Origin of the sequence: Paenibacillus sp. CH40 (genome assembly GCF_024213605.1) — a bacterium.
Classification (GTDB): domain Bacteria; phylum Bacillota; class Bacilli; order Paenibacillales; family Paenibacillaceae; genus Paenibacillus; species Paenibacillus polymyxa_B.
Genome location: NZ_JANAVQ010000001.1, coordinates 1,356,472 through 1,372,638 on the forward strand (window position 1 = coordinate 1,356,472; position 16,167 = coordinate 1,372,638).

General features: G+C 40.7%; 13 protein-coding genes and 1 pseudogene. 3 read left to right on the forward strand and 11 right to left on the reverse strand.

Annotated elements, in window-relative coordinates; all coding sequences use genetic code 11:
- Positions 1-18: 18 nt before the first annotated feature.
- From NLX73_RS06010 to NLX73_RS06025, 4 genes are all read right to left on the reverse strand, one after another.
- Entirely contained in the window at positions 19-1,644 is a 1,626-nt protein-coding gene (locus NLX73_RS06010) for an ABC transporter substrate-binding protein (protein WP_254325616.1), read from the reverse strand.
- A 125-nt stretch (positions 1,645-1,769) separates the two neighbouring features.
- Positions 1,770-2,666: a carbohydrate ABC transporter permease gene (locus NLX73_RS06015; RefSeq protein ID WP_061828394.1), complete on the reverse strand. Its 897-nt coding sequence runs from the start codon at positions 2,664-2,666 to the stop codon at positions 1,770-1,772.
- Positions 2,667-2,679: 13 nt separating this feature from the next.
- Positions 2,680-3,633: an ABC transporter permease gene (locus NLX73_RS06020; protein WP_235309800.1), complete on the reverse strand. Its 954-nt coding sequence runs from the start codon at positions 3,631-3,633 to the stop codon at positions 2,680-2,682.
- A gap of 303 nt (positions 3,634-3,936) precedes the next feature.
- Positions 3,937-4,905, reverse strand: coding sequence for a LacI family DNA-binding transcriptional regulator (locus NLX73_RS06025; protein WP_061828396.1), 969 nt, complete (start codon positions 4,903-4,905; stop codon positions 3,937-3,939).
- Between the two features lie 547 nt (positions 4,906-5,452).
- On the opposite strand from NLX73_RS06025, the pseudogene NLX73_RS06030 reads away from it, so the two are divergent.
- Positions 5,453-5,780 (forward strand): annotated as a pseudogene (locus tag NLX73_RS06030) (Tn3 family transposase); the annotation flags it as partial.
- Positions 5,781-6,069: 289 nt separating this feature from the next.
- On the opposite strand, the gene NLX73_RS06035 reads toward NLX73_RS06030, so the two are convergent.
- Positions 6,070-7,191 carry an NADH-dependent flavin oxidoreductase gene (locus tag NLX73_RS06035; RefSeq protein ID WP_254325617.1) on the reverse strand — a complete coding sequence of 374 codons (1,122 nt, stop codon included), beginning with the start codon at positions 7,189-7,191 and terminating at the stop codon, positions 6,070-6,072.
- A 169-nt stretch (positions 7,192-7,360) separates the two neighbouring features.
- On the opposite strand from NLX73_RS06035, the gene NLX73_RS06040 reads away from it, so the two are divergent.
- A complete protein-coding gene (locus NLX73_RS06040) occupies positions 7,361-7,789 on the forward strand; it encodes a MerR family transcriptional regulator (protein ID WP_061828399.1) in 429 nt (142 codons plus the stop codon).
- A 358-nt stretch (positions 7,790-8,147) separates the two neighbouring features.
- Here NLX73_RS06040 and NLX73_RS06045 read toward each other — a convergent pair whose 3' ends face one another.
- The 5 genes from NLX73_RS06045 to NLX73_RS06065 form a co-directional block, all read right to left on the reverse strand.
- The gene (locus NLX73_RS06045) at positions 8,148-8,573 is read right to left on the reverse strand and encodes a MarR family winged helix-turn-helix transcriptional regulator (RefSeq protein WP_254325618.1); all 426 of its coding nucleotides are present in this window, start codon (positions 8,571-8,573) and stop codon (positions 8,148-8,150) included.
- Between the two features lie 119 nt (positions 8,574-8,692).
- Positions 8,693-9,433, reverse strand: coding sequence for an oxygen-insensitive NADPH nitroreductase (nfsA, locus tag NLX73_RS06050; protein WP_254325619.1), 741 nt, complete (start codon positions 9,431-9,433; stop codon positions 8,693-8,695).
- Between the two features lie 112 nt (positions 9,434-9,545).
- Positions 9,546-9,803 (reverse strand): SDR family oxidoreductase, encoded by a 258-nt coding sequence (locus NLX73_RS06055; protein WP_254325620.1) that lies wholly within the window; start codon positions 9,801-9,803, stop codon positions 9,546-9,548.
- Positions 9,800-10,765: an NAD(P)H-dependent flavin oxidoreductase gene (locus NLX73_RS06060; RefSeq protein ID WP_254325621.1), complete on the reverse strand. Its 966-nt coding sequence runs from the start codon at positions 10,763-10,765 to the stop codon at positions 9,800-9,802. Before NLX73_RS06060 ends, NLX73_RS06055 begins: the two co-directional genes overlap by 4 nt.
- 36 nt (positions 10,766-10,801) lie before the next feature.
- Positions 10,802-11,932, reverse strand: a complete 1,131-nt coding sequence (locus NLX73_RS06065; RefSeq protein ID WP_254325622.1) for an NtaA/DmoA family FMN-dependent monooxygenase — start codon at positions 11,930-11,932, stop codon at positions 10,802-10,804.
- A 484-nt stretch (positions 11,933-12,416) separates the two neighbouring features.
- Between NLX73_RS06065 and NLX73_RS06070 the strand changes: the two genes are divergently transcribed.
- Positions 12,417-12,770, forward strand: coding sequence for a winged helix-turn-helix transcriptional regulator (locus NLX73_RS06070; protein ID WP_061828404.1), 354 nt, complete (start codon positions 12,417-12,419; stop codon positions 12,768-12,770).
- A gap of 2,420 nt (positions 12,771-15,190) precedes the next feature.
- On the opposite strand, the gene NLX73_RS06075 is transcribed toward NLX73_RS06070, so the two are convergent.
- The gene (locus tag NLX73_RS06075) at positions 15,191-16,135 is read right to left on the reverse strand and encodes an AraC family transcriptional regulator (RefSeq protein WP_254325623.1); all 945 of its coding nucleotides are present in this window, start codon (positions 16,133-16,135) and stop codon (positions 15,191-15,193) included.
- Positions 16,136-16,167 lie beyond the last annotated feature (32 nt).

Genomic DNA, 16,167 nt, shown 5'->3' on the forward strand with positions numbered 1-16,167 from the left:
TCCCCACCTATCGTTTGATTATTTATTTTTTAAATTTGCAATATATCGGTCCAGCCCTTTTTGATAGATCTCCATTAATTCGTTCAGCCCCATCTTCTCGAGTGTCTTCACATAGCTGTCCCACTTTTCATCTACCTCGCCATCGACGATGAACTTGCCTCTTTGGGTATTTACATATTTAATAAGTTCTGGCTCGATCCGATTAATTTTATCTAGTTCATCCGGTTCAAAGAAGATGCTCGGATAGTTTTCCTTTTTCATATATGGAGTGTAATATTTTTCCAAATACTCAGCACGTTTCTGAGCTCGGGGTTCCATATCAACAACTTTTCCGAAGTCATCGAAAGTAATGACGCCCGGATTTCCTGTGCCTGGAGCCACTTTTTGACGGAATTCACCTGCGGAGACTCCTTTGGGAAGCGGCAGGTTCACCAATTTTCCTTTTTCGTCCTTCTTGAATACGACATCCAACGGACCCCAGTGAATTTGAGCCGCCATGTAAGGGTCATACTGTTGATCGATCCAACGCATCGTCATTGCCGGATAACGGTTCTCCTTTGTAATCACGAAGCTACCTCGTCCCGGTCCTCCGCCGTTGTTGCGACCAATCATTTGATCTCCATTTGGGCCTTTAAGCGGGGGCAGCAGAGCATAATCCTTACTACGCTCCGGTCCGACAACTTCTTCGACTTCCCACCAAACGTAGGAGCCGAGCGTTTCATCTGGTGTTTTGCCTTTTGCTAAATACTGAGCGGCGTCCTGGGTGAACGATTCAGGGTCAATCAGCCCCTGTTTATACCAGTTATCATGAATATATTTTAATGCTTCCTTATATTGAGGTTGCGAAGCGGTAAAGATCACTTTACCTTCGCGGACAATCCGATGTTCCAAATTATCCGGAAGACCGAAAGCTCCGAATATGCCGGCAATGTCACTACACCACTGCATGTGCATAAAGCTTAATGGGATTTCATCAGCCTTGCCATTGCCGTTCGGGTCCTTCGTTTTAAAGGCAATCAAAGCCTGCGTGTATTCGTCCAGCGTTTGAGGTACTTTTAAGCCCAGTTTATCGAGCCAATTTTTATTGATGACGTGAAAGAAGGGGTTGGTATCGAGCTTATTCTCTTCCCACGACGGCAGCCCATAGATGTGACCGTCTGGTGCTGTGATGGCTAGTTTAATGTCAGGCCGACGATCGAGAAGCGCTTTCAAATTAGGCGCATATTTATCAATTAAATCCTCCAGCGGAATAATGGTTCCGTCTTTACCGTAATTGATTAGATCGTAATCTGTGAATCCGGCTCCGTAAAATGCGTCTGGCAAATCTCCGCTGGCCAACAACAAATTTTTCTTCTCTGCAAAGTCAGCGTCTGGAATGTTTTCCCAGTCAATCTTTACGTTTGTTTGTTTTTCCAGCCGCTTAAAAATTTCCATTTTCGAGTAATCCGGCGCTAAAGCAGCTTTCGGGGATACCATCTTTAATGTCACCGCTTCTTTAACAATCGGAAGGCCGGTTTTATTAAAATTCGCATCCTGATCCGGGTTTACCGCCTGATTTTTTGACTCGCCGCCTCCCGAACATCCGCTAAGCGCAAACACTCCGGCCAGCACTAGAAGCCCAGCACTTTTGAATAACGATTTCATCGTACACAACCTCCTGTTAGATCATTCCACAAGCTGAAAATTTCGTTGCTCTTCTTATATAGTTGTCTGGATGATGGACTTATCGTTTCTGTTGCACATCACCCCTTTCAGGCACCATGACAATGTTAGCCTTTGATCGAGCCGATCATCACGCCTTTAACAAAGTATTTTTGCAGGAAAGGATACAAAATCAGCAACGGTAGACTGGATACCATGATGACACCATATTTGATAAGCTCTGTAACGCGCATCTTCGCTGCGTAAGATTCCACGTCTATCATCATGCCCGAGTTGGCCTGATTCTGGACAAGAATGTTGCGCAGAACCAGTTGCAACGGATACTTGTTTTCGTCGTTCAAGTAGATCAAAGCGTCAAAGAAACCATTCCAGAAGCCGACAACATGATATAGTACCATTACGGCTATAACGGACTTAGACAAAGGCAATACAATGCTCCAAAAAAATCTGGTATTGGAACAACCATCGATCGAAGCTGCCTCCCACATTTCATCTGGGATGGTCGACTGAAAAAAAGTCCTTACGATAATGACATTGAACACACCTCCCGCTCCAGGAATAACAAGTGCCCAGATCGTATTCAGCATGTGAAGATCTTTGATCAGCAAATAGGTTGGGATCAGCCCTCCACTAAAAAACATGGAGATCAGTAAAAACCACATAATCGCCGATTTTCCCGCCAGTCCTTTACGAGCTAACGGGTAAGCTGCACATACGGTCACGGCTACTCCGATTAATGTTCCTAGACCCGCATATAAAATCGAGTTGGCATAACCAATCCATATAGATGAATCACTGAATATCCGCCCGTATCCATCCAGCGTAAAACCCTTTGGAAAAAACCATACTTCTCCTGAGTAGATGAGATTGGGGTCACTAAGTGAAGCAATCAGCACAAAATACAACGGGAATAATACAAGCAGCATAACTATGGTCAACATGAAGTAGTTGACGATGTCAAACCACATGTCTCCCTTGCTTTTTCTCTTTAATAATTGATTCAAAATGAACTCCCCCTTACCACAGGCTGGTTTCAGTCAACTTCTTGGCGATCCGGTTGACGGTGATTATCAGGATAATATTTACCACTGAATTAAACAGTCCAATTGCCGTAGAAAAGCTGTATTGTGCCTTTTGAATCCCGATTTCATAAACATAGGTCGGAATGATATTGGAAGTGGCATAATTCAAATCGTTCTGCATAAGGAAAGCCTTTTCAAAACCGATGCCCATAATGTTACCGAGTGCGAGAATCAATAAGATGACGATCGTCGGCAAAATGCTTGGAATATCCACATGCATTACGCGCTTCCATTTGCTTGCTCCATCCATAATCGCGGCTTCATGCAATTCTGGATTGACCCCTGCCAGTGCAGCAAGGTAAATGATGGTAGCAAAACCTGTCTCTTGCCAAACCCCTGATAAAATATACAAAGGACGGAACCAACCTTCGTCGGCCAAAAACATAATGGGGTCTCCTCCGAACAAGGTGATGATGTGATTCACGATTCCGCTGTTTGGAGACAGAAAAACATTAAGCATACCGACGAGCACTACGGTAGAAATAAAGTGTGGTGCGTAAATTACAGTTTGTACAATTTTCTTGTATCTTTTGGCCAACATCTGATTCAACATAATCGCTATAATAATCGGAGCAGGGAAGCTAAACACAAGCGATAGAACACTGAGTGTAAGTGTATTCGTCATAATCGTCCAGAAGTTATAGGAATCGAAAAAATCAATAAAGTGCTTAAAGCCTACCCACTCGCTTCCCCAGATCCCCCGACTTGGTGAAAAATCCTTAAAAGCAATTTGTATTCCATACATCGGATAGTACTTAAATACGAGATAAATAATAATGATTGGCAGCAAAAACAGATACAGTTCATAGTCACGTTTGACCTGGTTCCATATTTTGCGATTTGGCTTGATCGTGGAATGATCCAACTCACTAGTTCTTGAATTCACCATTACACTCCCTTTCTTGTAAAAGGATATTTTCATTTTTGAAACGTTTCCAATTTATTATAAGAAAAACATCAGTCGGTGATCCATACCATAAATCCACCGAATGAGCTGAAGTTTTTCCAATGTAAAAAAACTTGCCTAAGATAACGGGAGATGATACATTTGCTGATTCAACTTATTCCTTCGATCTTTTAACAGAGTAGTCTGATTGTAAAATGAAACGTTTCCAATTTTCTAAAAGAAAAGTCAAGTTTGCATATCCAGACTGTGATCCGACTTTACGAGCTAATATCTTTACAATTAAAATCATGTAGTTTCGCCTTGTCTGAAGATAACGGGGAGACGATACACTTGCTGATCTAAAGTTATACCATCGATCTTTTGATACAGTAGTCTGATTGTCAAACGTGCCATCTCCTCCACTGGTTGCCTGATTGTAGACAATATCGGATGAAAATAACGATGATCCTGAATGCCGTCGTAACCGATGACCTTTACATCCTCTGGAATACGAATCCCCTGCCTACCTGCTCTTTCTATATATTTGGCGGCAAACATATCGGTAATAGCGAAAATGCCGTCCACATCCTGATGCTTAGATAGAAATTCGCCAAAATAGGCTTCGTCATCCACAATAGGATCTGGTTTCTCGTATACAACATAGTCTACACCTAATTTTTTCGCCTCATCAATGAAACCTTTTCTTCGATTCATGGTTTCACTAAAAACGGAAGTTACACTTCCCATAAAAGCCGGTTTCTGGGCCCCTGCTTTAACAAGTTCCCTCAAAGCTAGACGGCCTCCCTCATAATTATCTGAGGTTACACAAGTGATTTTTTTGTTGAAATGTCTGTCAATACTTAGAATCGGAATGTCATTGCTTACGCTATTTTCTATATCATTGTAAGTAATGCCGACAATACCAGCCACTTTGTTTTGCCGTAGCATATCCAGGTAATACAGTTCCTTTTCTGGCTTGCCTCCGCTATTACATAACATGAGCTTAAAGCCTTCCCGATCCAACTCATCCTCAATGTAATAAGCTAGTTCAGAAAAAAAAGGATGCCAGATACTTGGAAGCAGCAAGGCTACCATCTTGGATTTCCTCATTTTAAAATTTCGAGCGACTTCATTAGGAAAATAATTCAGTTCTTGTATAGCTTTCTCCACTTTCCTTCGTGTATCTGGTTTTACAGAGCCCGAGTTATTAATAACTCGGGACACCGTTCCCACAGCAACACCAGCTATCTTAGCTACATCTCTAATACTTGGCATTTAACCCCCCCATCTCTCTTATGGGAATTATAATAGCACGAAGTTGGAAACGTTTCAATAATCTTTGAAGCGCTTTTTTTCTGACTTTTTTCATTGCCTACCCCGCATATGAATTTCGTGCCACCTGATTCAATCACACCTATTCGCTTTTTATATTTTTTTACAAACTTACACAATGTACTTTTCGAAGCGACACAAACATGTATGGCAACTCTATAAAATTAAAACTTAATTATTTCAGATTAAGTTGATGCGAACTGTAGCTCTTTATTGTATTAGAAACGGCGGTCAAAATGACCGCCACCGCAGTGTAAAATAGATAATCACATCTATTATTTCTTCTTCAAAAAAAATAAAATCTCCTTTTAGAGACCGGTTCTTCTCTCGAGCTCTTCCGGTTTACATCAATGCAATATCCATTTACATATTTTCTGTGAAAAATGATATGAGTGTCTTGACAATCAACATGTCCTGGAGATTTTTCGACTTCCAGACTACTTCGTAATAACGCTTAAGTTCTTCCTCTGTTGGCACGTATGGTAGCTTCCGTCGATTACAGTGGATTGGTGACAACATCGATGCGCTTGATGGAGTAAACGTTGAAAAAGGTAGACTACATTTTTAATCGGCTTGAAAAAGATGTTCCAGAAGAGGCGAAACAATATAGCGCTGCTCTCTACGGCATGTTGCCACGGGTAAAGCTACCAGACCTACTTTTAGAAGTAGCAAGTTGGACTAAGTTTGACGAGCAATTCATTCATGCTTCAACCAATCGTCAACCTAAATCCGAAGAAAAACCGATTGTTCTGGCATCGCTCATGGCTATGGGTACCAATATAGGCTTAACAAAAATGGCTGATGCAACGCCTAGTATCTTAGAATCATTACGTCCGCTGAACCAAGGATAGCATAAAAGCCGGTTATACCCTTAACGTGTGAAAACCGGCTATTTTTGTACTCAGAATTCCTTAGCGTTGTAAATCTGCGTTTTGCTGGCGGTACCCCTTCAAGATCGAAATATACGCGGTATGTGTGTCCGCAACAGCAAGAATTGCCCTACCGAACTACGGATGGACGGAGCACCTTAGAATCAGCAAAAGAAACCCGAAGTCTCATAAAAGACTTGGGTTTCTCGTCAATCTGAGTAGCCTTTAGAACTACTCTTTATTTACTAATATTAAACCAACCTGGCATTGCTTGAAATACATTCCAAAGTTTTTCTGGAATATTAAGCTGGTCGAGTTTCGAAACGATCAATTCAGAATCTACCTCGGATTCACGTCCATTTGCGACCTTTTCAACCCAGTTAGGATCCATAATTAACGCATGCCCAATGGCGACTAGCGGCAAACCTAATTCCATAGCTTTAAGAGCATCATCCGGTGTTATTATGGAACCAGCAGCCATCACAGGTACCTTACCGTTTGCTCTTTCAAGAATTAATTCAAGTCGTGTTTTTTCATCTTGACTATCTACTGGCTTTGAAGACACATTATCCAATGAAGCATGTATATAATCTAAATCCTGTCCAACAAGGAAATCAATTAATTCATACGTGTCTTTCATACGTAATCCGCCCACTTTGGAGGATTCTTCAGGAGAAAGTCGGAATCCTATAATGAATGGTTTTGTAGCATGTTTTTCAGTGACATTTTTGATTTCCTCAATAATTGCCAACGGAAAACGCAAGCGATTTTCAAGTGATCCTCCCCATTGGTCCGTCCGTTGATTTGTCGCTGGCGACCAAAAATTCTGAATTAAAAATCCATGAGCCCCATGAATTTCGACGCCATCAAATCCGGCTTCAATTGCTCGTCTTGTTGTGTCTCCAAAAGCACGTACAATCGACAAGATCTCCTCATGTGATAGTTCTCTTGTTTCTGAAGTTGAACCTAAATTAGTAACTTCGGGTTGCAATGCACTCGCACTAACTGCATCCAATCCAGGCACGGCTTTATTGCCAGCATGGAAAATCTGTAGGATCGCAGGAGCGCCTCCACTTTTCGCTGCCTCAGCTAATTTTCGTAAACTTGGAGTAAATTCATCATTGTACCCGGCGAATTCATTCGTAAAACCCTGTCCATTCGGTGTAACATGAGTACACCCTGTAATGACGAGTCCTACTCCATTCACTCTTTGTTTGTAATACTTTACTTCGTCATCCGAAATGGTAAGATCGTCATTGCTTGACCAGGTTGTCATAGGTGCCATAACAATTCTATTCTTCATTGTTATTCCACTTCTGAATGTGAAGGATTCAAATAACCTACTATATTTTTGATTCATTTCTTTAACCTCGCTATCATATTTTATTTTCTGTTTCAGTGTAATTGGTTACCGTAACAGTAGGTCAAGGATTTATTTTTATATGATTACATATAGAATTGTTGTGCTTTCATTCTCTTTATGATATATATTTAGTTACAGTAACTGTAACTAAAGGTGGGACAAGTAGATGTTGTATTCAATGACATACGTAGTGGAGAATTTAAATGTATCTGCAAAAACACTTAGGTTTTATGAAGAGCAGGGGATATTACCAAATATATCTCGTGACGAAAAAGGCCGTAGAGTTTATAACCAACAACAAATAGATTGGATTTCTTTTATTCGTTGTCTCAAAGAGACAGGAATGCCTCTTTCAAAAATCAAGGATTACAAGGAACTTTATGAATTGGGGAATAGCACCTTTTTACAAAGAGAGGAGATGTTGATACAGCATAAATTGGAACTTCAGAAGAAAATTGACGAAAGTTTTAAACACATGGAAGAAATAAACTATAAAATTGCCATGTATGAACTTCAGAAAGAAGAGGTTATGAAAAACCCTAACTATAACTTTAAATGTCACGGTCACGGCCTGGAGATTAAGACGGTGAATTAATGTAATGTATTTGCGCTAACGGGAAACGATAGTTCAATCTCAAACTAAGACTAGGCTGCCGATCAATGTCGGCAGCCTAGCTCTGTCTTTGCCCATTACGTAAACAACCCAACAAGATAAATGTAGGTTTATTCCATACGTTTGAGACGCTGGTATTTCTCCAATCATAGCGAAATTCCCAGCACTTATATTTAACATATTAATCCATCTACTTTGCCCTTGTGACAGCGACGCTGGTACTACCCCTTCTTCGGATGATTACACATAGGGATGCAGCCAATAATAATGTACCCTTTCTCGTTGTGTTATTAAATCAGTAATGTTTAGCTTGCTAAATATATTAAAAAAGATGGAGAACTCATGATAGATTATTCTCCATTTGTTGCATTAATTGTCTTAATATCAGCCGATCTTCCGTAGAAATGGATTGAAGTAGTTTTTCCTGCTGTTGTCTCCATTTGATCTCAACCGGTGTCTCTAATTCTTTGCCTTTGTCCGTTAGGAAAATGCGCATTATCCTTGCATCTTGTTCATCACGTTTACGATATATAAATCCGTTCTGCTCCAATGATTTAACCATGTTCGTTACCGTAGGCGGTTCGCATTTTAAGTGTTCACATAGTTGCATTTGTGTTACCCCATCACCCAACCACAGACGATACAGCAAATTATCTTGCCCTACATAAAGGTTAAGTTCCCTGAGAGATTCACTATAATTTCGACGCATTTGGAAGGAGATTCGATCTAACGATTGACGAATATCACAATCCACTTGATCTGTCATTAATTCATCATCCCTCGACTCGAATGTTATTTAGCGGGCTAACTATATCACGACGAATTTGATGTGTCAAATTAATTTATGATGAACTTCCTTCTAGTCAAAAAAGTTTCTTCCCTGCTTCATTTTTTGGCATATCCCTGTTTGTGGAGATAGTCCATCATTTGTGGCTGAATACTTCTTTGCAGATGATCATGGATGTGGTCACTCCATCCTTTTACTTTTTTCGCTGAGAAAGGGGCCTTTACAGGTCGATTTTCATAATACTTCAACATGGTCTTATCATAAGTTGCTAATTTCAGTTTATCGAGTGTTTGATACTGGTTTTCATGTAAAACCATGGATTTAGGCAACCTTGGCTTGAGTTCAGGTTTATTTCCAGATGGACTACCAATACATAGTCCCACCAAAGGAATCACATACTTCGGTAAATTCAAAATTTCAGATAATTCATTAATGTTACTTCTCACACCACCAATAAAAACGCCACCAAGTCCAATAGATTCTGCTGCGGTTAAAGCATTTTGCGCCATAAGCCCGGCATCAAATGAACCGATTAAAAGAAATTCTATATATTCAAGGTCAACTTCAGGGGCGATTTGATGATTCCGGTGGAAATCTGAACAAAAAATCCAGAACTCTGCGGCTTCTTCAATATAAGGTTGATTAACCGAAAGTTGCATCACCTTTCTTCGAAGATCTGGATCTGTAATTCTAATAATAGAAACGGCCTGCAAAAGACTGAATGATGATGTTTGATTAGCTGCCTTAAAGATTTCTTCTCGTTGTTCTTGTGTCAGTGATTGATTTGTATAAGAACGAATGGACGTATGATTATGAAGTAATTTAAGGGTATTATTCATATGAATATCTCCTTCAATGTTATTATCATAAATAAAAGTGTTAGCAAAAATAGCAATGAGGTCTTAGTTATAGGTGGCCTCATATACTAACTCAATACAAAATTGCGTTACATTACAGACAATCCTCCATCAATTCATGATGAGCACCCGTAATATAAGAGGCTTCATCACTCGCAAGAAACAAAGCAAGGTTCGCTACCTCTTGAGACTGACCTAATCTTTTGATGGGAAATTGTTGTGCCCGTTCTTCAATTGCCTTTTCACTTAGAGCTTTAGTCACAATGTTTGTTTGTATAGGTCCTGATTGAATTAAATTTATCCGAATTTGATCAGTGGCAAACTGTAGGAAAAAAATTTTTGAGATCTTCATCCGATGGTTTTAACAATTTCATCAATCACTTCTTGACACGTTAGAATTTGCTGAATACCACCAGCTGATTCGGATACACTAACGGTCCCATTAACCAGATCGCCATCTAACATTCCTATTTTGAACCCTTCTCCATAATATTTGTATGCTTCTGCAGGCTTTCCTTGATTAATGAGTTCTAACGCTTTTTTGCCCGCTTCTGTAGGAATGGTTCTCAAATGTCCTGTACCTGATTTAAATTCAATAAACTCTTCACTTTTTACCTTAATGATGGCTTTCTTTGTTTCCATACTAGCTGGATTTTCTTTGGTCACTATAAACCTTGTTCCCATATATACACCTTCTGCACCCATAGATAGTGCTGCTTTCGCTCCCCGACCATCTATAATTCCTCCAGCAGCAATAACAGGGATTTTTACAAGTGAAGTGATTTGTGGAACAAGGGAAAGCGTACTAATTTTATAATCACTCATATGACCACCAGCCTCATAACCTGTAACGATAAGGGCATCCACTCCTGTTTTCTCAGCTTCTAGAAGCTTTTCTACAGTCGGACTTAAGTCTCTGTAAACGACCTTAATGTCATGTTTTTTAAGTCGTTTCAGTTCACGATCGACCACATGTTGTCCAATGGCAATAACGTTTTTGACATTTTCTTTAACCAATACATCAAAAACTGCATTAGTAAAGGGGTCTTCTGTAGCCCCTCCCATTGGGAAAATGTAGTTTACTGCAAATGGTTTATTCGTTAATGCTTTTACCTTGCGAATTTCCTTCGTTAGTCGATCTGCCATATCCTCTGCACTTGTTGCTTTTTCCGTTTGACCAGCATTTGGCCCCAACACACCCATTCCACCTGCATTGGAAACTGCTGCAACAAATTCCGCGGAAGTGACCCATGTCATAGCAGCTGAAATAATAGGATACTCTATTCCCAGTAGTTCTGTAATTCGGTTTTTCATGATTGATTTCTCCTCTTTTTAAAAAAAATTTTTTAATTATTGCTTCGTATACCTGTTTTCAGGGTAAGGTAGACCCAAATTCCCTCGAAGTGTGTCGTCCTCATATTCCTTGCGGAAGATGCCTTTATCTTGCAAGATGGGAACTACCACTCGGATAAAATCTTCAAATCCGGCTGGATGATCCTGTCTTATGAGCAAGATATCCATAACGCCCTCTCGATACCAATGTTCTATTTTCTCGGCAACCTGCTCCGCCGATCCCATCCATTGAGGTTTCGGCACTCGATAACCTTTAGGCATCCATGATTCGATTTCCCTTAGCTTGTCTAAGGCTTCTTTTTCCGTTTCACCAACGATGGGATTATGAGAAGGCATCATCAGTAGGTCGTTTGGTGAACGCCCTTGATTTTGCACTTTACGTTTAAGTTCAGCAGTAAATGCCTTGAGATACCCAAAATCATCTCCAGGCGCCATGATGATCTCAGCATGCTGTGCAGCAATATCCATGAATTCCATGGAAGTTCCGGCTTGAAAGACGACCGGTCTGCCTTGCCGGGATCGACTGATATTTAATGGTCCCTCCACTGAAAAGTAATTCCCGGTATAATGCAGCGGATGCATCTTACCAGGGTCATAGAATACTCCGCTTTTCTTGTCACGTATAAAGGCATCGTCTTCGTACGAATCCCAGAGACCTTCAACAATCTCTAAAAACTCCTTTTTCATGGGATAAAGATCTGCTTTCCTTAAATGGGACCGACTGTAATTGGCTAACCCTCCCGGATTAGAGGTGATCGCATTCCATCCTGCTCGACCCTTGCTAATCTTGTCGAGTGAGGCTATTTGTCTAGCAACAGTAAATGGATCAGCATATGAAGTAGCTATTGTTGCGGTCAAGCCAATGGAATGAGTCACCATACTCAATGCAGACAAAATAGATACGCCCTCAAACATGCTTAGATAGTGTGGTATCATGCCAGGTCCAATATGACTTACGTCTGCTAAAAAGATGAGGTCGAACCTTCCTTGTTCAAGTTGCCTGGCTTTTTGAACGTAGTAATCAATATTTTCACTGGCATCTGCTGGAATAGCGGGGTGTCTCCATCCCGTGTAATTCCAACCAACGCCATCAATAATCCCTCCTATTTTTAACTTTCTTTCTTCCATTGTTGAATGATCTCCCTTTCATGAGGTTCTTTAAAGTTACAGTCAAAAAAGGAAAGCAGGTTATCTAATTGCTCTGGAAAATCATTTACCCCAATAATTCTCTGGACCTTAGCAATGCCCACATGGTCCAGCCATCAGCTGCAGAAGTCCTAATGTTTTGGAGACTTTTCTTAGCATCACTTCCGTTATAGACATGAACGAAGTCTAAAATCGAAAGCTGTAGTCTATTTCCTGTATTCACTTATCAGTAACTCCTTTCTGTGTTATATTTATTTAGCTTACTAAATATAAAAACGCAATCTTAGTTACCCTATTAAACTATAAAACGAAAACAAGAACATTATCCTTTCGCATTTTAGGTTAATTAAAATTAATTGTTTTGGTTTGTTGACACAATCATAAAGTCATTATGTTCATTTGCAAAGAGGGCAATATAAATGAACATAGTACAACTTTTTGTACCTTAAGATTAGGAGTGATATCAATGAGGGTCTGTAATGAAGGATTTGATAAAGAATTTATGGATGAAAAAAGGGATATGTACGCGATAGCATTTACCCAAAATGTTCTTTCAGGACGTTGGAAATATTTTATATTATGGTATTTAAAAGGAGAAACACGCCGTTATACGGATATAAAAAAATTTCTTGGAGGTTTATCACAAGGCTCTCTCACAAAGCAGCTTAAAGAGTTGGAGAACGATGGAGTTATTAAACGTAATGTTTATCCGGAAGTTCCTCCGCGAGTAGAGTATTCATTAACAGGCAAGGGAATCAAATTACTACCGATCCTTGAGAAGATGGAGGAATTTGGTAAGGAATACGGCGAAAAACCTTAATCTGATGAAGTTTCCAAACAAGCTTATTACCGAAATTTTGAATCCAAAGAAAACATTTTTATTTAAGTCTTTGTCCAAACTTCTTCTACGCAATCCGTGCGAATGAGCAAGGAAATCATACAACCGATTTCACAGTTAATATGGTTGCCTTTTACGGTCTATATGGTAAACGAAAAAAAGCGCATGGAAGCTGTTTATGTTTATGCGTCACAAAGAAAAGCGCGGTAAAATCATAAAGGGTGCCTGCATTCAGCAAGCACAAAATTACAATTTTTTTTCAATGCTTCCTATACCGCTTTCTTATTTCGGAAAAGGAACCAAGTTCTTGTCCTCAACTCGGAAAAACTTGGTTCCTCAAAACAAAAAAAGCCGCTAAGTTCCGCTCAGATAACCCTTTCCCAATGGGCTGTACCACGATGCCAATGCTGAGTTTTTCTAACGTAGGCAGTAGTTCGTCTTCCGGACATCTTCACCACAACGAATCGCTCTCGATGGCCGTCGTAAGCGGCTTAACGGAATGCGTGCGTCGAATGGTTCCCACGCCCGCCTCCGACAGTCCCCAATGTTTATCTTTTTCCGCCTGAATTAAATCTCCTAGTGCCCAGGCTACTTTCCTCCGATTGAATAAAAATGATTAATGCGGTGAAGTTACCGCTGAAGCTTATCTTACAATCACTCGGCGGATAAAGAACGAGATCACCAGACCGATCAGCGCTACGATCATTGCAAACCCAAACACAAAAGCTTTTAATCTCGGTATCTCAAAAAATCTCATCCAATCTAGAGGGTTTCCTATAGTTTTAATAGAATGAAGCTAGAATAAAGCCTCTATATACCGCTGAAGGCTGTCGAGTAATATCGTCAGCCTTCCTTACATTAAATTATGAATTTTCACCCTAGAGATGAAGCCAGTGCTGAAACCAAAACAAAAACCATCTATAATAGATGGCTTTTTTCACCGTGTGGATGGACGAGCAAGAAATTCTGTTACTCTCAATTTTATTAGAAAAAATGCCCCACTCTATATGAATGAGGTCTCATTTTTGAGATATCCAATCAGCTAGCTCTTTCATCACAGCGGAGCACAGTTGATTTATGTAGAGAGGTTTATTGTCAGCCAATCTGACATAAGGATTGTTGTTAGGTTTGAAGAACATTCTTCTTGAACCCAAAGCTTAGTTGTTACAAAAAATCCTCTTGGGTATGCCACTCGGTTTAGTGGCTCATCTACGCTTATTCACTTTGATAAGAAGCAACAGTATCAATTAGGAGCATTATTTAGAAAGGTTTGTTAATAGAAGCTGATCATTATTTAAACAATAGGGGGACAAATTCATTTGAGCAAAGGACAAGAACTAGACCCTTCAAAGGTTTTGTTTTTGTCCTCCAATATGTGTTGTGGTTCAAGGGCTTTCTAAACTTTATACTAGATGCTTTCTCTGCCGAATGGTTATGGGACCGCACTAACTCATATTATCCATTACAGACAGGGACAACTCTTTATTACTATCCAAGAGTAATGCCATAGCTACAAAATTGATAGTTTCAACTGAATTGCTATTCAAAAATCTCTTTATAAATATTAATCATCTTACGAATATTCTTATTTTCTTGTTTCATTAGTTTCGAAAGAGCTAGGCATGCATCCATCCTTGGATGAATTACGTTTCGAGGAGCAGTACAGTCATAATGCTCCATCCTCGTGCATAGATATTGCTATTTCCTAAGTTTTAATCGGAAATGAAATATTTATCCATTTTCGGCAATGGGACCAAGTTCTTGTCTTCTATAACTCCCTCTTATTAAGGAAAAAACTACACTTGTTGACTGCAAAGGGGATAATATCGCTTATTTGATTATTATCCTTTAATAAAGGTACAATACCAATCCATTTGCTATTTATTGAGTTGATATTGTGTCAAGCCGCAGACTATAAAGGGAGTTTTGTGTCACTGTCTCCGTTTACCACTAAATACAAGGGGATATTTGTGTCAATATCCAAGTAAAAGGGTGCTTTTGTGTCAATCTACATTTGTGTCATACACTAAATAACACATTTTTTATCGGAAAAATATAAGTTAAAAAAACATACATCCGGCCCCTCTACTTTAGTAAAATACGATGCTCCCAGGTGGTTAATGAATACTATTATAAATGCTTTTAAATTCTTGAACAAAGTCAATCGGCAGCATAGGATCATCAGAAACGGCTACGGCTCTGCTACATTCGTGGAAATGAAGGACTTCTAGTCGATTTGTCGGAACAACTTAGTAATAAATAAGTGACGTACTTAACTGGAATAAAAATAGAAACAGAAAAGCAGTGTGAAAGTATCTCGAAGCATTGCTGCAGGCACCTCCCCCTGGGAGCTTTTATATATTAAAGTATACATATCCGAAGATCCGTGTGACGACAATTCCTCAATCGATCTTCTGTACCGTCTCTTCTCGCAGCCTTCTAATGTCACTGATCGGCGGGAGTCCGAAAAGCTTTGCGTATTCGCGGCTGAAATGCGAGGGGCTCTCGTAGCCGACGCGGGAAGCGGCATCGGCGGCATCGAGGGATTCGGCCAACAGCAGACGGCGCGCCTCTTGAAGACGAATCCGTTTCAGGTACTGCAGCGGGCTCAGCGCAGTCACTTCCTTGAAGTGACGATGTAGCGACGAGGGACCCATATGGGCCATTCTTGCGAGCTCGTCTATATGAAGCGGCTGGGCATAATCCTGCTTGATGCGGGCGATGACTCTGGCAATCCGGCTAGTGCCGCTGCCGGCGAGGGCAAACTGCTTAAAGGCTCCACCTTGGCTTCCCCTCATTATCCGGTAATAGATTTCGCGGACGACCAGCGGCGCCAGATAAGGAATGTCTCCAGGCGTATCCAGCAGCCGGACGAGCCGAATCGCCGCGTCCAAAAGCTCGGGACTCGTCCGGTCGACGAAAGCGCCTCGCTTGGCCTCCCTGCCGTCTTCCGCCTCTGCGCCTTTCATCACTTCTAGCACCAGAGCGGGATCCAGTCCAAGCCGCATGCAAAAATAAGGCGCTTCAGGGGAAGCCTGAATAAGCCGTGAGGTGACCGGTAGATCGACCGATACGACAAAATGCGAGGAGGGGCCATAAGTAAAGCTGTCTCCTCCCAGCATAACGACCTTCATGCCTTGGGCGACGATGACGATTGCTGGCTCATAAACCGTATTGACCGGCAGTGTGGTCTTTGAGCTGCGAATCAGATGCAGCGATGACACGGACGTTCCGAACATCCCGTCTCTGCTCGTATGACGCTTGATCAACCCGGCAAGCTCGGCGAGCTGGTCAACTGACTTATTTTCACAATCTAACGAATGTCTGTCTTGATCGTCGTGCGGCATTTTTTCCCATCCATTCCTTATCCACTTTGGTA